16 protein-coding genes and 2 pseudogenes are annotated in these 24,996 nt (G+C 57.9%); 10 read left to right on the top strand and 8 right to left on the bottom strand.

Features of this window, described 5'->3' with window-relative positions; genetic code table 11:
- The first annotated feature begins 11 nt into the window (after positions 1-11).
- Positions 12-4,817: a rhamnan synthesis F family protein gene (locus AWB65_RS26330; protein WP_087669957.1), complete on the top strand. Its 4,806-nt coding sequence runs from the start codon at positions 12-14 to the stop codon at positions 4,815-4,817.
- Between the two features lie 69 nt (positions 4,818-4,886).
- On the opposite strand, the gene AWB65_RS26325 is transcribed toward AWB65_RS26330, so the two are convergent.
- From AWB65_RS26325 to AWB65_RS26310, 4 genes are all read right to left on the bottom strand, one after another.
- Complete coding sequence (locus tag AWB65_RS26325; protein WP_125474206.1) at positions 4,887-6,947, bottom strand: hypothetical protein; 2,061 nt, start codon at positions 6,945-6,947, stop codon at positions 4,887-4,889.
- Complete coding sequence (locus AWB65_RS26320) at positions 6,910-7,866, bottom strand: glycosyltransferase family 2 protein (protein WP_235007772.1); 957 nt, start codon at positions 7,864-7,866, stop codon at positions 6,910-6,912. Before AWB65_RS26320 ends, AWB65_RS26325 begins: the two co-directional genes overlap by 38 nt.
- Before the next feature lie 5 nt (positions 7,867-7,871).
- Entirely contained in the window at positions 7,872-8,249 is a 378-nt protein-coding gene (locus AWB65_RS26315; RefSeq protein ID WP_087669954.1) for a GtrA family protein, read from the bottom strand.
- Between the two features lie 251 nt (positions 8,250-8,500).
- A complete protein-coding gene (locus tag AWB65_RS26310; RefSeq protein ID WP_087669953.1) occupies positions 8,501-9,196 on the bottom strand; it encodes a class I SAM-dependent methyltransferase in 696 nt (231 codons plus the stop codon).
- A gap of 238 nt (positions 9,197-9,434) precedes the next feature.
- On the opposite strand from AWB65_RS26310, the gene AWB65_RS26305 reads away from it, so the two are divergent.
- Positions 9,435-11,039, top strand: a complete 1,605-nt coding sequence (locus AWB65_RS26305; protein ID WP_125474205.1) for a hypothetical protein — start codon at positions 9,435-9,437, stop codon at positions 11,037-11,039.
- A gap of 416 nt (positions 11,040-11,455) precedes the next feature.
- On the opposite strand, the gene AWB65_RS26300 is transcribed toward AWB65_RS26305, so the two are convergent.
- The 3 genes and pseudogenes from AWB65_RS26300 to AWB65_RS37075 all read right to left on the bottom strand — a co-directional run bounded on the left by AWB65_RS26300 (position 11,456) and on the right by AWB65_RS37075 (position 12,798).
- Complete coding sequence (locus tag AWB65_RS26300; protein WP_087669951.1) at positions 11,456-11,671, bottom strand: hypothetical protein; 216 nt, start codon at positions 11,669-11,671, stop codon at positions 11,456-11,458.
- 377 nt (positions 11,672-12,048) lie between these two features.
- Positions 12,049-12,280, bottom strand: a pseudogene (locus tag AWB65_RS37080) (transposase); the annotation flags it as partial.
- 404 nt (positions 12,281-12,684) lie between these two features.
- Entirely contained in the window at positions 12,685-12,798 is a 114-nt protein-coding gene (locus tag AWB65_RS37075) for a group II intron maturase-specific domain-containing protein (protein WP_235007771.1), read from the bottom strand.
- A gap of 749 nt (positions 12,799-13,547) precedes the next feature.
- Here AWB65_RS37075 and AWB65_RS26285 point away from each other — a divergent pair.
- The 8 genes from AWB65_RS26285 (at position 13,548) to AWB65_RS26245 (ending at position 23,261) form a co-directional block, all read left to right on the top strand.
- Positions 13,548-14,879 (top strand): integrase domain-containing protein, encoded by a 1,332-nt coding sequence (locus tag AWB65_RS26285; protein ID WP_087669984.1) that lies wholly within the window; start codon positions 13,548-13,550, stop codon positions 14,877-14,879.
- Between the two features lie 636 nt (positions 14,880-15,515).
- Positions 15,516-15,923, top strand: coding sequence for a hypothetical protein (locus AWB65_RS26280; RefSeq protein ID WP_125474204.1), 408 nt, complete (start codon positions 15,516-15,518; stop codon positions 15,921-15,923).
- Between the two features lie 235 nt (positions 15,924-16,158).
- A complete protein-coding gene (locus tag AWB65_RS26275; protein ID WP_125474203.1) occupies positions 16,159-16,836 on the top strand; it encodes a hypothetical protein in 678 nt (225 codons plus the stop codon).
- A 610-nt stretch (positions 16,837-17,446) separates the two neighbouring features.
- A complete protein-coding gene (locus AWB65_RS26270; RefSeq protein WP_125474202.1) occupies positions 17,447-18,478 on the top strand; it encodes a hypothetical protein in 1,032 nt (343 codons plus the stop codon).
- 817 nt (positions 18,479-19,295) lie between these two features.
- Positions 19,296-19,436 carry a hypothetical protein gene (locus AWB65_RS36425; RefSeq protein ID WP_159907777.1) on the top strand — a complete coding sequence of 47 codons (141 nt, stop codon included), beginning with the start codon at positions 19,296-19,298 and terminating at the stop codon, positions 19,434-19,436.
- A gap of 218 nt (positions 19,437-19,654) precedes the next feature.
- Complete coding sequence (locus AWB65_RS26260; RefSeq protein ID WP_087669946.1) at positions 19,655-20,326, top strand: hypothetical protein; 672 nt, start codon at positions 19,655-19,657, stop codon at positions 20,324-20,326.
- A gap of 592 nt (positions 20,327-20,918) precedes the next feature.
- On the top strand, positions 20,919-21,392 hold the full coding sequence (locus AWB65_RS26250) for a hypothetical protein (RefSeq protein ID WP_087669944.1): 474 nt from the start codon (positions 20,919-20,921) through the stop codon (positions 21,390-21,392).
- Between the two features lie 885 nt (positions 21,393-22,277).
- Positions 22,278-23,261, top strand: a complete 984-nt coding sequence (locus AWB65_RS26245) for a hypothetical protein (protein ID WP_125474201.1) — start codon at positions 22,278-22,280, stop codon at positions 23,259-23,261.
- A 602-nt stretch (positions 23,262-23,863) separates the two neighbouring features.
- Here AWB65_RS26245 and AWB65_RS26240 read toward each other — a convergent pair.
- A pseudogene (locus AWB65_RS26240) lies at positions 23,864-24,568 on the bottom strand (IS30 family transposase); the annotation flags it as partial.
- Positions 24,569-24,996: the final 428 nt, after the last annotated feature.

Raw genomic sequence — 24,996 nt, 5'->3', positions numbered from 1 at the left:
TTCGCGTTCGCATGAAAGGAAATCAAGTGACTGCGCTTCTTGAACAAGCCGGATATGTGCACGACGCACGTGCGAACATCTGGTCCAGGCCGGACTACGGCAGCATTGGCTATACCGACGGCGACGAGGCCGAAGAGCGTCTTCTTCGCATTCTCGAGAAGGCGACCGACCTGTCCGTCCTCTCGGCGGAACTCCGCGCCCACTGCACGGATTGGCCTTCCACGTATCACTTGTCGGGTACGCGGGCCAATATCCTGCGTCCGTGCGAACACCTGCTGCTGAAGGGCGATATCTTGGAAGTCGGCGCCGGTTGCGGTGCGATCACGCGTTACCTTGGCGAGAGCGGTGCGAATGTGTATGCACTGGAAGGCAGTATCCGCCGCGCCACGATCGCACGCACGCGCACGCGTGACCTGCCCAGCGTCACGGTGATTGCGGAGCGTTTCGACGATTTTCGCAGCGAACAGCGCTTCGACGTCATCACCCTGATCGGCGTGCTCGAATACGCCAATCTCTTCACGGGTGGCGACAATCCGCATCGCGCCATGCTCGAACGCATCCGCTCGCTGCTCAAGCCAGATGGCAAGATCATCATCGCCATCGAGAACCAGCTCGGACTGAAGTACTTCGCGGGCGCGCCTGAAGATCACCTCGGCCAGCCGATGTACGGCATCGAAGGCCGGTATCGCAACGATGAGCCGCAAACCTTCGGCCGCGAGGTGCTGAGGGATATGCTACGCGAGTCCGGCTATCCGCAGTCTCAGTTCCTTGCACCGTTCCCGGACTACAAGCTTCCGACTGCCGTCATCTCGGAAGCCGGCATGAAGCATCGAGCGTTCGACGCCGCGGCGCTGGCCGCACAGACGGTTCGGCGCGATCCGCAGTTGCCGCCGTTTTGCAACTTCGCGCTGGAACTCGCGTGGCCGCAGATCTTCGACAATGGAATCGGGCTGGATCTCGCCAATTCGTTTCTCATCGTCGCGTCGCCGAAGGATGCGCCGCTCGGCGGCCCCGATGCGCTTGCTTACTACTACAGCACCGACCGTCAGGCCACGTACTGCAAGGAAACGGCTTTCCGAGCTGTCGGTGCGGGCGTCGAGGTCGACTATACATTGCTTGCGCGGGCAGATCAGCGCGAACTGGCCGTCGAGGCAAAAGTGCTGCAATTCCGTTGCCCGGCGACCGCTGTCTATTCGAAAGGCAAGGCGCTTTCGCTCGGCTTCGTGCGCATCGTGAGTCGCGACGCCTGGTCGATCGACGAGGTCGGCGCGTTCCTTATCGACTACGTGCGTCGGCTCGCGCAACTCGCCGGCCGCGCGGAGGGCGAGCTGAGGTCGGATGCGGAAGCGGTCCTGCCGGGCAGGTTCTTCGATATCCTGCCGCAGAACATCATCATCCGGGACGACGGCACGGCGGACATCATCGACAAGGAATGGTCGGCCGTCGAGGACGTGCCGGTACAACGGCTTCTGTTCAGAACGCTGCTCTGGATGAGCGGCGCACCAACGGCGTTCGGAACCGAAACGGCGGCGGGCATCACGACCCGCCTCGCGCTGATCCGAGAAGGACTGCGCGCGGCGGGTTATCCGCTGACGGACGAGCGTTACGAGACGTTCGTCGAGTTGGAATGCGCGGCACAGGCGCAGGTGACGGGAACAGCGGTAGCCGAATCCATTTGCCGCTGGATCGAAGAGCCGCTGCCGCGATACACCCTTGCCCAGGCCCTGAAGGTGCGCGACGGAGAGATCGCCGAGCGCGATCGCCGGATCGGCAATCTGATGAATGCACAAGCGGCGCACGAAGCCGCTTACGCACAGCAAATGGCTGAGCGCGACCAGCAGTTGGCGCAGCGCGAGCAGCGACTGGCGGAACTTGATGGCGAAGTCGGGGTGCTGGCCGACCAGATCAAGGTTTTCAAAGAGCGGTTCCATGCGGCCAACGCGGCGCTCGTCGAGCAGAATTACAGGGTTCATACGCTAAGTGCAACCGTGGACGAATTGCGTCACGCGGGCAACGAACTTCAGCGCCTTCGCAACACCAAGCTCTTCCGGTTGCGAGCCGCTTTGACCTCGCCCGGATTCGGGCCGCGGCGGATCGCCAAAATCGGTTATCTTTCGGCTGCGCTTATCACGCCGCGGGCGCTCAGGACGTGGCTGGGACCGGCCGTGGCCCGCCTCAGGCGCTCAGCGGGAGCGACGCCTGCCGCGCTCGAATCGCATCGAAGCGCCGGCATGCCCAGCAAAGCAGTGGCCGGGCATGCGCCGCACACGGGCTCAGCTGACCAAGCAGTCCTGACCCCCCGCCACGAAACGGCCGGAATGCCGGCGGATTTCGACGCGGAGTTCTATCTTCGCGAGTATGCGGACGTGCGCGAGTCAGGCGCGAATCCTTACGAGCACTATGTCCTATACGGACAGAGCGAGGGCAGGCGGGCGAAGGCGCCCACCGAGAGCAATACGTCAGGGACGCCGGCCTTCGACGAGGCGTTCTATCTGCTGCAGTATCCGGATATTCGCCAGGCCGGCGTCGATCCTTACCAGCACTTTATCGCTCACGGCAAGGCCGAGGGTAGAACGGGTGCGCCTCCGATCGTTGAAATGCATCCGGGACCGACGGGGATGGTTCCGGGTCGCGAGACTGTGCTGGTCGTGACGCACGAGGCGTCGCGCTCGGGCGCGCCTATCCTAAGCCTCAACATCATGCGGCATCTGCAGGAGTTCAATGTGGTGTCGCTGCTGCTTGGCGACGGTCCGCTGATGGACGCCTTTCGGGAGGCCAGCGCCGTGACAGTCGGTCCGACTCGGATTCGCGGCAATCAAATTGCCGGGACCTATGTCGTCGACAAACTGCTCGAAACGTTCCAGTTTGGTTTCGCGATCACAAACAGCGTTGAAAGCTCGGTCGTGCTTAAGGGATTGGCGCAGCATGGCGTGCCGACAGTCAGCCTGATCCATGAGTTCGCGGCTTACACTCGGCCGCCACAGGTTTTTCCCGAAGCCATTCGCTGGGCGAGCGAGTCGGTCTTTTCGGCAAACGTGACGCATGAGAACGCAGTGTCGCTTCATCCCGATCTCGCCGACGCGCCGTTTCATCTACTGCCGCAAGGACGGTGCGAAATCGACGCAGAAGAAGGCGACACGGGAAGAACCCACGCCGATGTCGACGAAGACGTGCGCAAACTGCTTCGCCCTGAAGGCACCACGGCGGACACGGTCGTCATACTGGGGCTCGGGACGGTTCAACTCCGCAAGGGGGTGGATCTCTTCCTTGACTGCGCGGCGCGGGTGCTTAGAGCGAACCCCGACGGTGACTTCCATTTCGTGTGGTTCGGCAAGGGCTACGATCCCGAGCACGACCTGCAATATTCCGCCTACCTCATCGAGCAGATCCGTCGCTCCGGCCTGAAAGACCGTGTGGCGATATTCGATGAGACGCCGAGCATAGAAGCCGTGTATCGGCAGGCTGACATTCTTCTCGTGACGTCGCGGCTCGACCCGTTACCCAATGTCGCAATCGATTCTATGACGGACGGCCTGCCGGTGTTGTGTTTCGAAAAAGCGACTGGAATCGCAGATATCCTCGTGGCGGGCGGTCTCGGCGAAGCGTGCGTTTCGCCCTACCTCGATACTGATGCAATGGCGGCGCAGGTATCAGCGCTGATCCGCTCAAAGAGCTTCCGCGAATCGGTGGGCGAGCAATCGCGCCAACTGGCACTCAAGACCTTCGACATGCCTAAGTACGTGGACGAGTTGAAGCGGCTTGCTTCCACGGCGGCGACGGTTGTCGCCCAGCAGGAGCGGGATGTGGCGACGATTCTCGAGGCTGGAGTTGTGCGATTCGATTTCTTCGATGGGTCGGTCGCGGATAATCGACCTGCCGAAGCAAAGGTGCTGGAGCATGTCCGATCTTGGGCCACCGGCGTCTCCCGTCGCAAGGTTATGCCAGGATTCCATCCTGGCATATACATGGAGCAAAGTTCCGCCTGGCGCGAGGGCGTCGATCCGACAGGGAGTTTCTTGCGTGAAGGTCAGCCGGACGGTCCCTGGAAATACGAGGTGATCACTGAGCAAAGTCGCAGACTTGCGGTGCCTGAAGGTACGCGCGTGGGGTTGCATGTCCATGCATATTACGCCGACCTTCTTGCTCAGGTGACGAGCGGGTTGAACGAGAACAGAATTCGTCCGGATCTCTTCGTCAGCATCGGCGATACGACTGACCGGTCGCAGATTGACCGTGCGCTGAAGGCCTACGCTGGGTCAGTGGTGGATGTGAAGGTGGTCCCTAACGTGGGACGAGATATTGGTCCTTTCTTGAGCGAGTTCGGTGACGTGTTTGCTGGCGCGTACGACATCATCGGACATCTGCACACGAAGAAGACAGCTGATCTGAAAACGACGATCGTCGGCGAGAACTGGTACCGCTTCCTTATCCTGAATTTGATAGGGGGAGAAAACCAGATGGCAGATATCATCGTCGGACAGTTGGCGAACGACCGCTCGCTGGGTCTTGTCTTTGCAGACGATCCGCACGAAGTAGGTTGGGGAAAGAATAAAGCTTTCGCGGGACCGATCGCACGCCGGTTGGGTATCGATGTGCTCCCGAAATATTTCTCGTTTCCCGTCGGGACGATGTTCTGGACCAAGGTGAACGCGCTCCGGCCTCTCTTCGACCTGAGACTTGGCTGGGGCGACTATCCCGTCGAGCCATTGCCCTACGATGGCTCGACGCTTCACGCACTCGAACGGCTGCTTCCATTCGTGGTGGCGAAGCAGGGATACCGGTTTGCGACGAGCAATGTGAGCGGCGTCAGTAGGTAGGTAGGCACCACGACGTCCAGCGTCGACGCCTCACGGCGATAATCGTTGAGGACGCGGCCCTCGTGACGGTTATTTCTGCGTTACCGCCGTCAGATAGCGCTGCCACTCATCCGGCGGAATAGCTTTGATCTTGCGATAGATGAATGCGCAATAACCTTGTGCAAGACGATATTTTTGCCCCGTCGGTTCGTAGCTCGCGCCGAGGCCCGAGCCGGACAGTAGCGATGTTGACAGGTATGCAACGACCTGCTGTTCCATCACACTGAGGTGTGTGCTGGGAGGATCGGTCACCACGACATACTCACAGTTCGGGAACGAGAGCGCGGGCCCATCGCGCCGGTCAACATCGCCAAGCCATGTGAAATGCGTCCATAACTGAGAGAATCTCGACTGGTCGCCCATCTTCGCGAGCGCGACGACGATGGATTGATTCAGCAGAACGCCGCTCGCCGCGATGCAGACGAAATGCCCATTTTCCGCGTGGGCCTCGACATCATGCACGAGCCGTTGGAGCTCCGGCATGTCGGCGCGCCGGGGCGGGCGCATGTCGATAGTTGGCAGGACGGCAGAGGTCGACAGGCGTCCGTCGCTCGCTGGATGAAACACGCTGGAGACCGCCGCCACCGAGCAGAGCAGGAGCACGCCCATGGCCACCATGCCGAGCCTCGGGCGCGCCATGTAGAGGTGTGCTACGGCCGTTGCGACAGCGAAGGAAAACGCAGGCAGCACGAGCAAATAATGCTGCAATCCTAAGCCTTGTACGCGCGTGAATAGAAGCAGGGTTGCGACAATCATGAACGCCACTGCAATCGCCGTGGCGCGCGTTCTTGTGTGGAACGCCATTGCGACGATCACCATCACGCAGAGGGCGACAGGGCCATATCCCAGGTACTTCGCAGCCTTGCTTATTTCACCCGCCATTGTGGTCCAGTAGGCGCTATAGGCATCGGTGTATCTGGCCCTGGCCATTATCACCACGCGCTCCCAATAGTAGGCGAAGCCGCACAGCGCGAGGAACGATATGAAGACGCTCATGCTTCTGAGCGCGTTCATCAACCGTACGCGCCAGCCACGACCAGCGTCGATCCTCAGCAGCTCGCGGATTCCAATAACGATCATAAGCGGAGGAACGATGAACAGATACCAGCGGCGGAACACGCAGAGCAGGAAGAGTAGTCCCGCGCACAACACGAGCGTCGCGGTGCGATGATGCGGTTCGTTGTCGCCCGGCCCTACGGAGTAGAGCATCGCGGTCACGGCCGCGATGAGCGCGACACCACCAATGTCCGGCATTCCGTATAAGCTCGAAAAGAAGTTCACGGGGAACAGCGACATTGCGATCACCGTCAGGCACAGTGCCATGCGTCCGTTCAGCCCACCGCCACAGGATCGGTAGAGTAGCCAGGCCATCGCCAGCACGGTAGGACCGGTGTAGATCATGGCGATCGCCAAGATCAGCACGACACGGTCGGTCGAACCAAACAGCGATTCGACCATCGCGAGGGGTATGGCCGGAACGAGGTTGTATTCGTCGTTGAGTGACGCGGCGACGGCATGCGCGCCACTGAGCCATCCATGGCCATGCAGGGCATCGGCGAGACTCGCGGCGAGATCGGCGTATCCCACGTAGTCCCAGAACCATATGAACTGCGTCATGGAGAACCACAGCAAAGCGTTCGCGACGACAAGCGCCCACACCGCGACGCCATTCCAGAACGTCGCTTCGTGCAGCAACTCGCCCCTGCGCAGAGGGGCGAGCGCCGCGCGCAGCCTGACCCAAAGCGCCGACGTAAAGAGCGCCACGACGAACACCTTAAGCAGTGCAACGGCGGCCGATGCTCCCGCGCCGCCCGGATGCGGCCCATGTCTGACGAGCGCGAAGCCGCCCAATAGAATTGCGACGACCCAGAAAGTACACTTGGTGAAAAGCGAAGGAGCTAATACGACAGTCATCGCGGCCGCAACGGCGACCGTCGCCGCTGCGGCGGCAGCTACGAAGTAGGCGTGCCCGACGCCCTGCAGTTGAAGAGATGCCCGGAAGTACGGATAGAGCAGGACGGAGCCTGCGAGAACGGCCAAAAGGGCCGAGATGCTAGCCCTGGCAATTTTCATCTTTTGTGGTTCTTTCAACGAAGTACTTGGGTCGGCGCTTCACTTCGAGATAGATGCAGCCGATGTATTCACCGACAACGCCCAGTGCGAGCATTTGCACGCCGCCCATGAAGAACGTTACGAGCGTCGTTGAAGCCCAACCTTGAGTTGGATGCCCGAACAGCTTGCTCGCAATGACCCAAATGGAAAGCACGCCTGCAAAGAACGAGATCGTGAGGCCTAGGATCGCGATCAGACGAAGCGGCGCGACAGAAAGCGAAGTTACACCATGAATGGCGAGCGCGAGCATCTTGCGGAAGGGGTACTTGGACTCGCCTGCGAATCGCGCAGAACGGTCGTAGTAGACCGACGATGCAGGGAAGCCGACCAGAGGCACCATGCCGCGGAGATAGACGTTGGTCTCGCGCAAAGACAGCAAAGCCTTGAGCGCCTTGGCGCTTAGCAGCCGAAAGTCTGCGTGGTTGTCGACCGATTCGACGCCCAGCTTCGACATCAGTGAGTAGAAGGCTTTTGCCGTCTTGCGTTTGAAGAGTGAATCCGATGAGCGATCCCGGCGCACGCCATAAACCACCTGGAAACCGTCGTGATAGTGTTCGACCATTGCGTCAATAGCATTTACGTCGTCCTGCAGGTCGGCGTCGATACTGATGCAGATTTCCGAAGTGACATGCTCGAGGCCTGCAATCAGCGCATTCTGATGCCCGACGTTGCGCGACAGTTTAATGCCCGTGAAGCCGCGGCTGCTTTTGCTCAGCGAATTGATGATCGACCACGTCCCGTCAGCGCTGCCGTCGTCTACGAACAGGACGCGGCTTGAAGCATCGATCCGCTCTTTCGCGGCGAGCTCTTCTAGTTTCGCTGCGAGGGTGGCTGCGGTGATAGGCAGGGATTCCTCTTCATTGTAGCAAGGAACGACGAGAGTCAACGCAGGCAACATAAAGGTCATCCCCTCAAAGCCCAGAACTTGTTTGCAAAGTAACCGATAACGGTATAGATGACGATTCCCGGCAACTGAGCGAGATAGCCCGAACAAATGAATAAGGTCGTTACGAGAAGAACCAGCAGGTTAGCCAAATAGGCGACGCCGGCAACAATGAAGAACCGGGCCATATTGAGTCGGCACATCTGCACTCTGAAAGTAAACCGGCTATTGAGCAGAAAGCTAATGAGCAGGCCCGCCGCATAGCCGAGCCCATTCGCTCCCACCGGGCTAAGACCGCAAGCAAGCGCTAGAAAGATCAAGCCCGTCGCGATTCCTGTATTCAACAGTCCGACCAGCACGTAGGTGACGGGCTCCCTAAGTGCCTCAAGCTTGCTCATGAAATCGCGCTTGCAAAGAGTTGAAGATTGTGCAGCACGATTTCACGTCGGGCCGCAAGTAAATCGAAGAGATTCTTTGGCATTTTGACAGTCGATTTTGTGCCCGCAGCGCATCGCGGCGAGCATCATGCGCATGATATCGCGACATATGCGCGCGATGTTTTCAAGGCGGGGCTTGCCCGGAGATTGCGGTAGCGTCGGCGGACAAACGGCTGTCGTTATCGCGACTGGTGTCTGACCGGCATCGAAGTTCAGCTCCGCGCTGCGTACACCGCATATTGCGCCCCGAGCGGGATGCCCGTCATGTACTGCTCGAATTTGCGGAACCATGACAGCGCGTGCGGAAAGAAAATCCGGTACTTAATGTCGACGCGGGAGAATCCAGCCGCCAGACACGAACGTTTCATCTGACTCGCGGTGATAAGCTTCGCATTCACGTCGAATTCGCAGGTGTTGACTGCCTTGACGGTAAGCGGGTTATACGGGTTGTGCTCAAAGATCACGAGCATGCCGTCAGGCGCCACGACGCGACGAAGATCGCTGAGTACAGCGATATGCTCGGCATGATCGATGTGGTGAAACACGCACATCGCGTAGGCAAGATCGAATTGCGCTGAATCGAAGGGCAGTTCGAAACCCTCGATGTGGACGAATTGCGCCTGTCCGCCGAAGCGGCTGGCAGCGATCTCTAACGACCGATCCGAGACGTCTGCGCAGGTTAGCGCAGCCTCAGGCAGGTATTTCCGGGCCCACGGCACGGAGTTACCAACACCCGCGCCAAAGTCCAGCAACCGCGAGACGTTCTTGCCGCGCTGTCTCATTTCCTCGGCAATGTCTTTAAGCTTGTATTCGGCGAAGAAGGCTGGTCCTTCGCCTGAGGCGGAAATGTTTTGCGCATGCAGAGACTGATACTCGTCTGCAAAGCTATCGAATTCTGCTTTGTCCATGTTAAGCAACGTTCCGCTCAATTGTGAGACTGAGGCTGCCGGCAATTAAACGCCGACCAGGCCATGCGTGCTTCGGACAACGGGTCGCCCAAACATCCGTAGCTCGTAAAATGGATATAATATCATCGACTGTCTCGGAACATCGGCGTGGCGACGGGCGTACTGGCCGCGAGCCCCGATACGATACGGAGGAATGTAGAATATCGCGGTTTTCGCCAGCCATCAGACCAGTCTGCTCATGTTGATCTCACCCTTCGGCGTTCGCCCGTCTAGGCGGAATTTGTCAGCGCTGGCGGAGTCCGTCGGCGGCGCCTTCTTGCTTTGTGGAATCGTTTTCGCACTGCAGCATCGTTACGGTTTCGCATGGGCGGACGAGGGCCTGCTTTGGTACGATTCCCAACGAACGTCACTAGGTGGAATCCCCATTCGCGACTACTACGGGTATGACCCGGGTCGCTATTACTGGGTCAGCATCTTCTTCCATCTGCTTGGGAACAATGGCCTCTACGAATTGCTCATCGCCAACGCGGCGTTCGGCGCGGTGGGACTGGCCGCGGTGTGGTTCGGTATGTGCGCGAGCGGAATGCGCTTCGGCTGGCGTCTTACCGCCGCAGTGATGCTTGCCATTGCGCTGGGCTACCCGCGCCACAAAGTCTATGAACAATCACTTTCGCTTATTTTGACCGCGATTGTTTTCTTTGCTTTGGCCAAGCCCGCAGACTTGAAGCGCTGGTTGATCTTCGGAATTCTGTCCGGCCTGGCCGCGTTCGTTGGTCGCAACTCTGGTGTCTATTTCGTCGGTGGCGCCGTGCTGAGTGGACTTCTGCTCGTGCTGACTCAAAGTCCCGGGCCCCATGCAAAGCCAACGGTCATCTACGCTCTCGGCGTCGTGCTCGGTTACTCGCCGATGCTGGCGCTGCTCGTATTCGCGCCAGGGCTCTGGACTGCGTTCTTGCAGTCGGTGCTCTTTCTTCCTCACTGGCAGTTGCCGTTGCCCATTCCATTCGTCTGGCGCGTCGATATCGGTGGACTCGGCCTAATCGATGCAACGCAGCAGGTAGCCATCGGAATCGCGTGCCTGTTCGTGCCGATTTTCTACGTCGGCGCTCTGGTTGGCGCGGCGGTTATCAAGCACCGCACCGCTTCATGGTCGATGCCCATGGTGATGACGGTCAGTGCATGCATTGCAGGGGTTGCCTTCCTATACCAATCGTTCGATCGCGCCGATTTCGGTCACATCGCGAATGGTTTTCTGCCAGCCTTCGTCGCGGTGGTCTCGGGCGCGGTCGTGCTCCTTGACTCATGGAAGCGGCGCGTGCCGGCTACTGCACTGTCGATCGGGTTCGCGGCCATGATGGCGGCGTGCTGGTTGCCCTATGAACCGGCGGTCGTGTTCACACGGGCCCGGCATGCCGATCCACAAAGCGTGGAAGATGTGCGCATCGATGGGGAAACGTTTGAAGTCTTTGCCTATCAGGCGCAGACGCTGCGGACCGTCAGACAGGCGGCTGAGCGATGCGGCGTGCACGGCTCGGGCTTTCTCGCTGCTCCTCACTTTCCCGGTGTTTACGCCTATCTGCATACGAAGGCGCCGTTCTGGGAGATGTACTATCTCTATCCTCGGCCTATCGAGTTTCAGACACAGCACGTGGCGGCAATTGCGAACACACGACTCATTCTTCTTGCACCGGATGCGACCATCGATGGCCTCGAACGTCTGAAGCTGAAGAATACCTACGGCATCCTAATGAAGGACATCGAGGCCAGATACGAGCCGCTCGATGTATCGCTTCCCAATGGCTTCCGGCTCTATGCACTTCCGGGTGCCTGCCGCCCGCGATGACGCTCTCGCAATCCTGAACCGCCGAGTTCGATCATGTTCGTGAAGAAGTTGCTCATTTAGCGTTGCCGTGAGACTGGGTAGGCATCATGGATGCAACCGAGCGCAGTCGCTCGCAGCTATGCAACGTTTGTTCGGTGCAGTTGTCGTCACCTGCGGGGTGACGCCGCCACAGCCGATGAGACGTGGTGGAAACCTCATTGGGTGAGCCTATACATCTCTCGTGCTGTCAGCGCGTTGGCCATACTTAGTACTACAGCCGTGTGCGACACGTGTCGCCGTCCGCTGAACGTAAATCGGCAAAGTAGTGGATGGTGTTAGCGCCGGTGTAAATGCGACGTTAAACGACGGCGCAAGGTCGAGCGAGACAGTCAACAACAAAGGGGCCGCGCGGGCCCCTTTGTTGTGTGCGTCGTCGATCAGAACGGCGGGTGACGTTCGTCGAACAGCAGTTCGCGTTGCCGGCGATCCTCGCGCAGAACGTGCTGTATTTCGGGCAGATAGCGCGCGCAAATGAGTTCGCGCAAATCATCGAGTATTTCGAACACGGCGAGCGCCTGTTCGGGCGTCCAATCGTCGGACACCACGAAGCTCAAGCCGCGCGTTCGGCCTGAGGGCAACGGCGGGGCTTTCACGACTCACCTCCTTTCGCAGATTTGCCGGGACCGCGCTTGCGGTCCGGTGCCTGGGACTGAAGAGCTTGAACAACGGCTCGGCATGGCGCTTCGCGCACGATAGACTACTTCCCGGGTCCGCTGCCCATATTTGAGCTTATGCTTGACCAGCTGCGGCTTCAGGTCAGCGCGTCGCTGACCGAATCTCGTTGAACGGGGCATTTTTTCGCGACGGCCAGATCCCGAGTCAGGACCGTGAGCGTGCCCACATCGAAAGAACCCCAACATCGTTTGATGTCGGGGCCCACCTGCGAAGCTCGCTGAATGGACCAGCTCGCCACTACAGGAGCTACGATTTTATCAGATTTAGTTTTCGCCGCCTTTCGTCGAGAGCCACGCGATCTGCTTTGTACGAGACCGAGCCACGCGGCAAACTCCCGTCCGGTCCTGACCCCTTCGCATCACCCACCGTGGCAACAGTGGCGGTTGCCGTCAGCAGGCCAACGCCGGGATCGCGGCGATTGCCTTGCATGCCTTGTCCTCTTTCATCCACGTGTGCAAACGTCGCTCAATATCAGCGATCTGTTTGTCGAGTCGATCAAGGTCATTCCAGATCTCGCGCAATGCTTCGCGATTCGCAAAATGCTCAAGGAATGAAGTGTGCTTCGGTTGCTTGTTGTCTCACCTGTGTCGGCATCCAGGGATGCTGGTCGGGTAGCAGCAGCGCATTCCTGCGCCACCGCCCCTGAGAACCGGACGCGCAAGTCACCCCGCATCCGGCTCAAGCCATTCTTCCGCACCATGGTGTGGCACCGAAAAACTCGACGGAACGTTTCGCAGTTCGACGGCGAGCAAAATACGTGGTCCACTCGGGGGTCAAATGAATTCGCCAGTCCCCGGACCTTGACGTGTTGCGTAATCAGGATCGTCATTGCGCGGAAGAGCCGACACCCGCAAGAGTTGTCATCAGCGATGTCCTTCGTAGCAAATTCCCAGGACGGGAGCCCCTCGGCCCGGAAGTACCGGTTCTTCACCTACCGTGCCCTGTTCATGGGATGCCGACGCCCTGCCCATTTCCAGAGCAGTTGCCCGATGTGCGAGTCTATCGATGAGAAGCTCGCTTTCGCCACGACGTGACGGTGATGCATGGCCCACTCCCGGATACCTGTCAGCACGTTATCCCCACGGAGCGACATTGATGGCGCTAATTTTAAATGTGACAGCGGAAAGGCACTACAAAATCGCGAGCTTTCCGCCGACCGCGGTGCATCGAAAGGTTTAACATCTATTCACCTATCCGCGTCATCGACGCATCGACCCGAGTGCAGCGCACTCCATTTGTATCAAGCCTCGCGCTCGATGGGTGCAATCATTCCTGAATGGCAGCGTCGCTGCCCATCAAAGCTAGCCGTGTCATGTCGGAAACTGAGTTCAACAAGAACCGCATGAACGCTAGCTTTTCCAGCAATACGCAAAACCTCATCGACTGAGAACAACCTCGCACGGACAGTGCGAACGTCAACTTTCCTTTCGTCTCCGGCAAACAGCCAAGCCTGACGCACGCGGTCCCGATTCGAGGCGACCGTGATGAGCAAGCTCTTGAGACGGGAAGTCACTTGCACCCTCGGTGCGGATTTCTTCATCTCTTTCTGTCGGCCTGCGCAGCCGAAAACAAAGAAGCGCAACAAGAATTGCTTGGCTCGACAGGCTTGTGCCTGCGGTCAAGTAGCCTTGCTCCGAAGAGGTACGGAGCAGGGATCATCAGGCGGCAGTGCTTCCCTGCGCCGGGTGAATCGAAAATCTGATCTCTAAGATCCTGGAAAGCAAAGCGTGCAGTATCCCATCCATCCGCGACGTCCTTTTGATAGGGGAGGGTGTCGCTTTTCAGATAACAGCTGTGAAAATCCAACTTAATTTCTCGGCCCTGTTGGACAACGCCGGGCTGCCGCAGCGGCTCACGAAGGAACTCACTGAGCTGTTCCACCAGCATCTACCGAAAGCCCATAGCAAGACTCGCATAACATCAAACGCGATCTCCATCAAAACCCAAAAGTACCGCGTTCAAAGTCTCATCGCGGGATTCCGCGAACTACGAAAGGGTGGCTTCGCGCTCCAGTCGCCATGGAACCTGTCAGAAAAGCACATCGGCTATTTGGTTGACCTGTGGGTCAGGGAAAAGGGGCAGGCGCCAGGTACGGTCGAGAACAAGCTGACCTACTGGCGAACGCTCGCCGTCTGGATGAAGAAGCATCAACTCGTAGGTACGGTGGATGACTACGTCAAACGTCCCGATGGATATCGTCGCTACTACGTCGCGCAAGAAGACAAGTCGTGGGAGGCGGCCAAGGTCGATGTCAACGACGTGATCGCACGCCTTTGCGACTGCGACCGATGGGTCGCGATGCAGGTTGAGCTTCAGGCCACTTTCGGCCTGCGCGCACAAGAGAGCATGCTCCTTCGCCCTTTGCAATGTCTACGTGTGTCGGGCCATCTCCATGTGATCGACGGCACCAAGGGAGGAAGGCCACGGCTTATCCCGATCGATGCCGAATGGCAGTACGACGTGCTCATTCGCGCGGCGAGGCTCTCCAATCCGCGCACGGGGTCGATGATTCCTGATCCATGGTCGCTCAAGAAGTGGTATCGCCACTTCTATCATGTCTTGCAGAAACAGGGGATCACGCGCAGTGCGAAAGGCGTTACGGTGCACGGCCTGCGCCATGCTTACCTCCAAAGAATGTATGAGGCGCTGACCGGCGTTCCCGCACCGATCAAACGGGCCGATCACCGCCCCGATCCTGAGCTTCATCAAGCGGCCATGCAGCGACTTGTCGAGGCGGCCGGGCATAGCATCGCGGCGAAGGCTACGGCCTACATTTCGACGTTTGCCACCGTCGAACGTCTATCCAGACCTGTCGTCTCGCCCGAGAAGGTCCTTGCGGCGGTTGTTGCTGCAAGGGGTGTCAAGTCCGAGGCGGCCAAGAGCCTAAAGATTTCTAGGCAGGCACTGTACCGTATCCTTGCAAAGTGCCAAGCGCCTACAGACGCAGCGTTTGCAAAGGTGGCTCCTCCAGATGCGACCCCTCTGGAGTCCGCTCCCTTGGATCCAATTCCCATAGATGCAACTCCCACTGGCGGAGCGCCATGTCCTCTCGACGCGAGCGCAGTGTTTCGGCCGATTGGCCAGACAGCGACAGGACAGATGCTGCTCGACGACGGGTGGGACTGACGTCCATCTATGCAGCTATGAAGTGAGCGAATCCCTGCGACGTATGCGATCGCCGCACACGTTGTCGCATGGTCGGCACACGGGGGATTCAACCAACCACGTCGCTGGCGGTCGGCTGCACGATCCTTACCTGGCTTGCCGCCGACCCGCTGTACCGCTGAGGAACCGGTGGGTGGTTGAAACTGTGTGGTGAATTGAGGCGGTGTCGCAGTCAGCGCGGCAAAAGCACGAGGAGCGCTATCTGGATAGCTTGCCCGGCTAAGAAATACCGCGTTTTTTGCGATCTTTTCACGTGCCGGCTTACATGCTCCTTTCCGTGTCGGTCAGTCCGCCTCTGCAGGCGCACCCTGTATTAGATTTTGGCGAAGGCTCACCGCCCGGGCGCCGCGTCTTGGATTCACGAGGGTCATGTCTTCTCGATCGGAGTTTGAGCACGCCGCCACATGATCAGTTGGAACCCGCGCGATTTCCGCGTCTCAGCGAGTTGCCGAAGTAACCACTTCCACAGGCGTTTGCTGCCGGCGTCGGCGTCACCATCTTCACGTGTTTATTCAAGGATGCGATGAGGCATCCCACTGGCAATAGCGCTAACAAAAGGGGGATGCACTTACGACGCATGAAGCACGGAAGAAATCGGTGATTGACGATCTGCCTGGCGAAAGTCGACAGCGTGGCTCGAACTCAATCCAGCAGGGCAATCAAATGTACGGCGCGTGGCGTACCGGGACTGCAGGCGTTCAAATGGCTCCCGGCAATTTCGAGGACCCGAGCCGTTTGCGGAATATGAGTGAGCGGGCGGTCCGAGCCGAAATCGCAAAAAACTTATGCTTTCGCTTACTAAACAAGGCGTTATCGATTGCAACCAATACCGAAAACAAGATGCAGACGGTCAGCGAAAAGACGAAAAGACTGCACACGGTCTCGGACAGCGCGGCCGTCGACAGCACGTGCATTGCCAACGACGGCGGGCTTAGCCTCGCACCGATGGATACTTTGCGGCCATCCCGTGTCTGCTCGAAGGATACCACTGGTCCTTCATCTTAATAGCGCAAGGTCGACCAAGCTCGGAGTGCCCCTGCTCAATTGTCCTGAGCTTGGCTCCATCTGATGCCCCTCCAGATGGCCACCGCTTGAACGACCCATCAAATGAAAGGACCAGCAAAATCCTCATCTTTGGGCGTCGTTGATGCTCAGGAAGAACTCTACGATCTTCACCATTACGCGGCGCTGTGCGCAAACGCAAGTTCGAAAGCATTCTCAACGATGGGAGAATCTAAAGTTGACAAAACAAAGTCGCACATCCGGCCACAACGACGCGATTCCGTTCGTTCCGAGTCAGGCCACTCTGGGTTACCCCAATCGATTCGCGAAAGAACCTCTGGTGGCTCAGCGGCGGCAGAAATATCTCGCTTTCGAACAAAAGCTGCATGCTGTTTTCGCTCCGCTACTAGGAGACCACTACTGCTTGCATGAGGAATTCACCGTCTTCACATCGAAAGGGGTATCCGGCCCTGTGATCCGCGCTGACTGTGTAGCCGTGACCCAATTCGGCGTGTTTATCATTTATGGCGTAACTCAAGGCGGCCGTCTTGACCCCGGCGCAGACGCAAACAAACTGCGGGTGGTTAACGAGTCGGGAACGCTCAAGATCGCTTCCAGCCCCCTTCACACTATTGTTCCCGCGATGTACTTCTTAGAATTCTTGCTTGCGCCTTTACAGTGCCCGATTGAAATCATCGTCGTTGTCGACAACGAAGCGACCGAACTCGGGGAAGGGATTCCCACTTCCCTACTTAAAATAAGTGAATTGCAACACTTCCTTCGCGTGAGGCGCGAGCGCGCTCATGTCAGGTGTGGCCAATTCAACGTTCATGAGCTCGGCGATCGTTTGCGCGCTGCCTGCAGACCGATAGTGGGTCGCGGTCAAAGCGCAAATCGGACCGAGGGCGCCAACTGATAAAGAACGTCCGGGCGCCCAAAAGGCAGCGATTTTCGGAGGAGCGACTGTCGGGCCAATCTCCTGGAATCGAGCCGAACCATGACCTCTAGGGGTCGACATTGAGGAAGCTGGGCATCTGGACGTGCGGGATCGATTTCGCAAAAATGGGCGCTTTTCTCAAAGAAAACAAACTAATACGAATTTTTTCATCCAGATTCAAGATCTGCTACCCGGGTAGCGCTTATCCGCTGCGGGTAGCTCAAGCAGCCGAGAAAGAAGATGCGACGGGGATGTAGCGACAACAAGGCGGGAAGCGTTGTAAGCGACGCAGCGACTCGCAGCGACCGCAGCCACCAGCAGCGTGCGCCCTTAGGAAGGGGAGAAGAGCGGTGAGCTCTCGATCAGGTGTATCGGGGAGGTCAGCGGTCTCGAAGAATGCTACTCATCGCGGGCGGGCGGGTTCATCGCGCAACTTTCTTTTTTGTCCTTGCTTGATACTCCGTCTTTAAAGGCATTAGCCTCCCGCTCGCCCAAATGACTACGCGCATTTCTTGAAAGACGCTATTTTTCGATCGCCATTCCGCCGCCATTTTGTCAAAAAATCGCGTATTGTTATGAAGAGACTTTCATGGAAACACGAAATCATGAGCGACAAGAGACTGAAATAATGGGGCAAAAAAGACCATACCGCCTGATAAGCAGGCGGAGTTGCCGGATCGTCGCCGACCGGTATCAGCAGGGGCTCGACGAGGGACGATGGACCACGCAAACCGGTGCACTGAAAACGCTTCGCGTCAGTCAGGCCGAGTTATCGTTTGCACTGCAACTACGCGCGCTGCCGGTGGAAGTCCGCGATTTGTTCGAAGACGAAATCGACGTCACCAGCCACACGGTCCGGGTGATTCGGGAAGTGATTATGCGTGATGGTCTTGCGACGGTGCTTCAACGCATTCAACGGAGCGGAGCTTGCGGGGGTAAATATACAAAGAAAACGGTGCTCAGCATCGTCAAGGGCAAGATATCTGAATCGAAGCGCGCTCTGCGCCGGTCTGGCCAGGACAGTAAAATAGCCGCGAGGTCGCTTGATTTACCTAAAAACATCCTAGACCGCTACCACCTCGGCGTCACAAAAGGTGAATGGAATACTTATAGCGAATGCGCTCGGGTGCTCAACGTTTCGCGACGTCACATCAGTGAGGCCGTTGCAATCGGTCAAATCCCAGACGCCGTCCGTTATCTTTTTTGGGAAAGCGACCTCACCTTCGCCATCGGAAGAAGACTTCTTACGCTCTGTGACGAGTTGGGCGCTGATGAGATGATCGTGCGGGCGCGAGGGGTCGAGCCGATGTACAAGGTTAAAGGTCGAACGGCTGAGAACATTCTGACCGAACTCAGGGCTGAAAACATTCGCCCGTCGAACTTCTTCCGCGTACGTATAAAGAAGGGGAGGGGGCCTAACCGCCTCGTCATCGAGTGCAGAGACGCTGAACTGCTACTTCGATACCGTCGTGAGATGGAACTCGCGATAAAAAAGGTTCTTCAGAAACGCATAAAGAACGAGGAACAGGTTGAACTCATTCGCGAGTTTCAAGGCCTTCTTCGCGCGAATATACCGGGAATGGCACGTCTGCCCAGTATTTTTGATCCACGTCCTGCCTGAAAATCCGCGCTGCCCGGTTTCGCTCGGCGGCGCAATGCGCTCGGTCGACCAGCGCGACCAGCCATTGTTTGGCAAATGATCGTGGGAAAAGCGCCTGCCCGGGCGCTTACTCGCGTCGACGCGGGCCGCATCCTTAACTGTCCCGAATCGCCAAGTCGTAACCCATGCGTGAAATCTTCACGCCGGATAAACGTGGCTAACGAGAGCCGGCGGTATGCCCTAAACCCGCCGAATTAAGGGATTTCGGCCCCCCCGATACACCAGATACACCGCCATACACTGTCGCCTGTCTGCTGCCGGGGCCCCGCGTTCGATCTTCGACACGTCAGCTCCTCGGCCACAAGCTCGACTCGATCTCTACAACTCGGCCAGTTGCCGCCGCATCCATCGGCACGACCGCGCTCCCGCCGACTTGGCGCGCTCGGCTTCATTGGTCGTCGCCACGCCTTGACTTCGATTTCTGACCGGCATGATGGACTTGTCGCAAGCAAATCTTCATCGCCATGACTATAAGAAAGCAGTTGTGCCGGCCGGCGATCGATCAACGATCAGTTAGCCCAATCGAACAACGGCGCATTCGACGTCGCCCTGGACGGGCGCTGTGGGACAGCGATTTCGCGCGCGAGACCGAACGCGCGTGGCCGCGACTTGTCTGGAGGGTTACCACATGCGCGGGCTAAAGCGTCGCTCTACAGAGGGCCAACGGTCCCCCTCATCGAAACTGCCATCGCGATGGGCAGACTCAGAGCATGGACATCTTGAAACGGTGATACGCCACTGCACACAGAAAAAGGAAAAATTCTTCACGAAGCTTTACTTGAACGAGTCGTACTGGCTTAACCGGCTCGATCGCATCGAACGCGAGACTTCCCTCATCCCGCTTCAGCAGCGACGCCTTGCCGCGTTACGTGAACTGCTCATCGAGCGGGTCAAGCACGACGAGAAGCGATCTGCTTGAGCCGAAAACGTAGCCGGCCACGAGATCCGAAGTGAGTGCGTGCGTCGATCCATCAAACGATCGCTATTTGCAACGATCCATCGCCGTTCCTATTGCCGTTCTTTTTGCCGTACCTATTGCCAGCATCAACACGAATATCCAGGACGATGTATTCAGCTAGTGATGTCCTATGGATCCTCCCGCAGACCTATCGATCGCATGCAACCTTGCGAGTCTCTATGAAAGAACAACATTTCGAATCAAGCCTCGCGCATGAGGAACTGCTCAATGACCGCGAACCCATTGACGAAGATCTTCTGGCCTACGCGACCCCCGATGACGGAACATCAGCGCGCGCGGGGAACCGCCGACATATCGCTCAGTCGTTGGCAAAGAGGATCGCTCCAACTCTGATGGCAGTGTGCGACAGCAAAGTCCATGTATGCCCAGACGTTCTTCTCGCACATGCTTCTGGAACGGCTAACCCAACGACGTGGGTCCACTGTCTAGTCATCACCGGTTTTAGCGTCTTTGTCATCGATTACTACGAGTGGCGCGGCACGATCAAGCCGACCAGCAACGCGGATGAACTCCTTATCGTTGACGATCTCGGGATAACAACCGTTCAAACGTCGCCAACGCGAAGGGCCAAGCCGGTCGTGCGTTACCTGCGCGCGCTGCTCTCTCAATACGGCGCTCCGGTCGAAAGCATCGCAATATGTGCTCAATCGGGGTGCTTCATACATCCGACCGTGCCTGACAGCGTCCTCCAGTTGCCAGAGCTCTATCACTTCCTGCGCGGGAGGTTGCATCGATTCCGCGCGAACCACTCACGATACTTAGACCGAGAGGCCATCGCTGCTCAGATCGACTCATGCTTGCACGATAGTTGCACGACCCCGTGCAATTGATCGATGCGACTAGCAAGTCGGACACGGCGGGGCGTAGGCGATGCAAGCGAAACTTGATCTCACGCCCGCGTATCCCGCGACGAGCGAGCAAGCATCAACGATCGGGTGGCTTCAGGCGCCGCTCGCCCGACGCCACACGAATGGCTCGCCAGCATTGTCGAGCACCGTAAGTCCGATGATTCGCGCTCGCCTAAGCGCATCAATTGACGGCGGCGGCTGGGCGCGAATGCTCAGCGGCGCTGAGCTGCGCGCGAAAGACCGCGTTTTTTCGCAGCATTTCACGGCGAACGTACTTGCAGGCGGACTATATTGGTCAAACACACCGCGTCTCGACGCATCGACTCCACAAGCCGACTCTTCCGTCCGCGCTTGAACATATTTCTCTCGCATTTTCACAACGCATTTCGCAACGGTCGTCGTTAGTCGCTTTACTCCGTTGATCTACACCTGAACCTAACAAAACCGCTCGCCATGCCGTCTCGGCTTGGACGCCATAGAAGTGGTGCCCAGATTGTGCCCGTCTTTTTTAGTCGCCGGAGATTGTTCCTCATGAACAGCCGAAGGCTCGTTTCTCACCAAATGGAGAGGTCTTATGAAAATTGCAGTATTGGAAGTCCGCTACGAAGGCGGATTGGTGCTGACCGATCGTGTTTCGATCGCGGATTCTTCTAGCATTATCATAACCCCGCGGGTAAGCGATCTTCTTGATGGTCTCGAGAAGAGCGACCGTCGCACCTCGATCAGAGTGAAGTACGAAGGCGTCTCCTATCGAGTTGAATGCAAACCGGCGGGCACATATGTCGTTGGCCCCAAAGTAAGCGTTGGCGAGCGACGGATACCTGAACTACGGATGATCGCTTCGCCTAACAGCGCTCAGAGGCGGCTCAATGGCCGCTTCGCGCATATGCTTAGCGCATGTTCGCTCATCGGCGCAGGTTATGTGATCCAGTCGACCAGGACTTGGGGTGCGCGGGCGCTGCTCGAAACTGCGACGCTTTTATTGTTTTCGGTGTCGCTGTTTGTCATCGGGCACCTCTGCTTCTCTGATGATGATGGATCAGAATAGGGCTGGCGCTCTCATGGCCATCCTCGTTGTGCCTTTATTGCATGGGTAACTGGCCGCCTCGGAGGCATTGCGGGCGTCGTCGCAACCCCAATTTCGGATAGGCAAACCGCGCCTCACGGCGCGGTTTGCCTCCGTGCCTAACGAAAGGGTCTTCTAGCTTGGCATCAAAGCGCAATCCAAGTTCCTCTGCAGCGCGCTGGCCGCGGCGCGTCCATGCTGTCACGAAAAATGCGCATCCGTGGAGCGAAGTTTGCCGATTTCGACGACTTGCGACCTGGAAGTCCTCGCGGATGAGTATCCCCGATGACCGACGCCAGCAGGTCGTTTGCATAAAATGGTGCGCGGCGACTCAAGGTCTTTCTTTCGCCCTGAAACGACGGGCAGCACATAGACGCTAGAGCCTACCGCCGGCTCTCGGGCCAACGACCGATTACCAGAGCACTAGTTGCGAGCCACGTTAACGCAAAGCGCGTTAAAGAGATGTCGCACTGTCTAATGTGGCAATCGGAGAGGCATATTCGGTTGGTCAGCAGCGGAGTTTGACTCGATTTTGAACAAAGTTTCGCATGAGTCTAAAGAGGCCGCCCACGATCGGTCACTCCGATCGGGCCGCTTCTGACGGAGTCGTTGGCATGAAACGCGGTCGTCACTCTGTATTCTCTAAGCGGAACGCTCAACCGAAAGGGCGTCGAAACGTAACGATCGTTGCGATGGCGTCGCGGGAATCAAAGTAACAAGCAAGTATGTAGGAAGTCGAGATGACGCGACCTCAGCCGCTGCGCCTCTTGCGCAGACCCAACGCATCAACGGAAAGAATAGAAGGTTCCAGCACTTTTTAAGTTCTGGGAAAGAGGAGCCGCACGAGCGGCACGAGGAGCGATGGCTATGGCCGCAAAGATGTGGTCTGCTGCAACAATGGACGGGCGAGAAGTCTTCGCCGACGAGGTCGCTGAGGGCTCGTCATTGAGGTGTAAGTATTGCGGTGCGGGCGTTTGTTACGTTCCGCCACACGCGCGCGAGAATAGAGGCAACACCTATGGGGTCAGGGGCTATTTCCGCCTGCTCCCAAAGTCTGCCCATGAGGAGGGCTGCGAGTTCAACGTCCGGGAGCAGCTCGAAGTGATTGCCCGCCGATCGCTCGGTCTGGTGCAGGCGCTAGAGCGGGGACAATATCGCTTTCGTCTGCTTGCAATCGGTGATATGCGCGATTTGAAGGTCTACCAAGCGCAGTCAACGGGCGGCCAGGCGGTCAATTCATCAAGTGTTCGCGGGGCGCTCTTCTCCTGTGACCCTCGTCGGTTGCTCTCAGCATACCTCAACACGGCTAAACGAATAATTCTGCTGCGCGCCTTGTGTGGGGACGATTTCATTTTGAAAGACCGGCTTGAGTTTGTCTTCAATGGAATGTCCGTGAGCTGGCACGAGTTCTATTACGAGGAAGAGCGATTCACTGCAGCTTATCGTTGGCTTGGTCAGGCAACGCTTCCTTTCCCGATTGCGCTTGTGGGCCGCGTCTCCGCCATCGAAACCATTAAAGGTCGAGGGCGGTTGTTGTACGTTTTGAAGTTCAAGACATCGACAGCCAGGCCGTATGCCCGTGACCAAACTGTAGGAGAGGTCATACAGGCTGCCGTATGGACTAGTCAGCTCGAATGGGTCAAATCGCTCAAGGAAAACGACGAAGTGCTTGTCTTCGGCCATTGGCGGCACGCAACAGCGCACACTCATACTCGCCTAGCGAAGCGCGGCGACGCATGTTTTCGAAAGTATCTGGAACGTCGCATGGCAATTTGGCTCCACGTGAAGTCGCAGGTCTCGAGAATATATCGAGGTAACGGACGGCGTACCGAAAGACTATTACGCTCCTAGACATGGGGCCGCGAAACTGAGGTCTGGGGCATAGAGTGTCCTTTTGGTGGTGCTCGACCGGCCAAGAATGCAAAGCACGAGCGGCGAACCGCAATCCCGAATTCGCTCGGTGGAAGATTGACAAACTTTCGAATCAGGCAAAATTCGAGACTGCATCGCTCACGCATGCGGGATTACGAACGATGCTGCGTTCGCTTCCGGTTCGACTGATCAAGATTTTCGCGATGTCGGTTATCAAACTGTGCGGTGCAACCCTATTTGCGAATACGGCAATCGATGCTCAATGGCTCGGTCGTTCGTTGAGCCGCGTGTTTCCGATTTCTAAGTTAAATGCCATAGATCGTAACCGGCATGTTATAGACGGTGCCTCACGGTCTCGCGCCCGGCAGGTCGGGCGCACGGTGTGACCATCCGAGACAAGGGGGCACCGGGGGAGCACTTCGGGTGGGCAGGCCGTTCTTATACGATGAGCTGCAAGCCCGTTTTAGCAGCTGGCCGCCCCTGCGACCCTCTCAGTTGCGTCGCGAGAGCGAATCGGAAGTTGTCGTGCTGTCCCGCTGGCTCCTAACTTGGCGGTTTCAAACTGAAGTGCAACACGGGGTTTAATGTTTAGCGCCTTGAGGCTGGCTGGCTGAGGCAAGTGTCGCAGCGAAGACCTCGAATGGCGAATGGAACGCGTGAGTTGCGCGCGGCCGGCTGTTCAAGCTGTCGGCGATAGCATCGAGTTCATCCTGACTGTAGACCGAGAGGTCGGTGCTTTTGGGCAGGTACTGGCGCAACAATCCGTTGGTGTTTTCGCAAGTGCCGCGTTGCCACGGGCTGTGCGGGTCGCAGAAGTACACGCTCACGCCTGTGGCGGCGGCGAGTTCTTGATGGCGCGCGAGTTCCTTGCCCTGGTCATAGGTGAAGCTCTGGCGCAAGGGTTCGGGAATCGAATTGAGTTTGGCCGAGAAGCCCGCCAGAGCAGAGGCCGCTGTTGCATCCTCCATCTTGGCAAGCAGCACCAGCCGGCTGGTGCGCTCAACCAGCACGCCAACGGAGGATTGATTACCGGCGCCTTTGATGAAGTCGCCTTCCCAGTGGCCCGGCAGCAGGCGGTCTTCGATTTCGGGCGGCCGCACGTGAATACTGACCATGTCGGGAATTTGCCCGCGTCGGTCTGTGCCACGCGCGCGGGACATGCGGGTGCTGTGGCCGTGGCGCAGGCAGGCAATCAACTGGCGGCGCAGTTCGCCTCGCGGCTGGGCGTAGATGGCCGTGTAGATGGTTTCGTGTGAAACCTGCTGGGTCGGGTCGGTCGGATAATTGGGTAGCCACGTCTCCTCTCAGAAACGCGGCCCCCGAAGAACTGTACGTGCGAGTTTCCCCGCATACAGCTCGAGCACAGCATTAAACGTCACACCGACGCCGGTCATACCAGCCTTCATACGACCTTCGCACACGTCACATCGTTGATTCGCCTCATTGCTGAGGCGAGAGACGCTGAACCGTAGCGCAACCGGTCACTCACAAGCTGCCCCTCGTTGAATCTAAAACGCTGGTCTGCGACAACTGCACCAAGCGGAAGTCTGCACCTTTTCAGGTCGGGGCAAAGCTCGAACCCCTGTGCGACCCATTACAGGCCGCCGTTCGCTTTCTCCGCCTTCTCTTACCCGCTTGACCAACAGCTTCCCTTGCGGGTTACCTGCCAGATACCGCGATGAACTGCGACGCTGGCGGACAATCGGGCTTACTG

Source organism: Caballeronia humi, from assembly GCF_001544475.1.
GTDB lineage: Bacteria > Pseudomonadota > Gammaproteobacteria > Burkholderiales > Burkholderiaceae > Caballeronia > Caballeronia humi.
The sequence above is the reverse complement of the archived record's forward strand: the minus strand, read 5'-3'. Positions and strand labels throughout refer to the sequence as shown.

Excerpts from the sequence above, each read along its gene's own strand:
- AWB65_RS26315 (WP_087669954.1), bottom strand. The coding sequence starts at position 8,249 with ATGAGCAAGCTTGAGGCACTTAGGGAGCCCGTCACCTACGTGCTGGTC.
- AWB65_RS26260 (WP_087669946.1), top strand. The coding sequence starts at position 19,655 with ATGAAAGAACAACATTTCGAATCAAGCCTCGCGCATGAGGAACTGCTC.
- AWB65_RS26320 (WP_235007772.1), bottom strand. The coding sequence starts at position 7,866 with ATGTTGCCTGCGTTGACTCTCGTCGTTCCTTGCTACAATGAAGAGGAA.
- AWB65_RS26270 (WP_125474202.1), top strand. The coding sequence starts at position 17,447 with ATGGAAACACGAAATCATGAGCGACAAGAGACTGAAATAATGGGGCAA.
- AWB65_RS26330 (WP_087669957.1), top strand. The coding sequence starts at position 12 with ATGAAAGGAAATCAAGTGACTGCGCTTCTTGAACAAGCCGGATATGTG.
- AWB65_RS37075 (WP_235007771.1), bottom strand. The coding sequence starts at position 12,798 with ATGCATCACCGTCACGTCGTGGCGAAAGCGAGCTTCTCATCGATAGAC.
- AWB65_RS26250 (WP_087669944.1), top strand. The coding sequence starts at position 20,919 with ATGAAAATTGCAGTATTGGAAGTCCGCTACGAAGGCGGATTGGTGCTG.
- AWB65_RS26305 (WP_125474205.1), top strand. The coding sequence starts at position 9,435 with ATGTTGATCTCACCCTTCGGCGTTCGCCCGTCTAGGCGGAATTTGTCA.
- AWB65_RS26310 (WP_087669953.1), bottom strand. The coding sequence starts at position 9,196 with ATGGACAAAGCAGAATTCGATAGCTTTGCAGACGAGTATCAGTCTCTG.
- AWB65_RS26245 (WP_125474201.1), top strand. The coding sequence starts at position 22,278 with ATGGCCGCAAAGATGTGGTCTGCTGCAACAATGGACGGGCGAGAAGTC.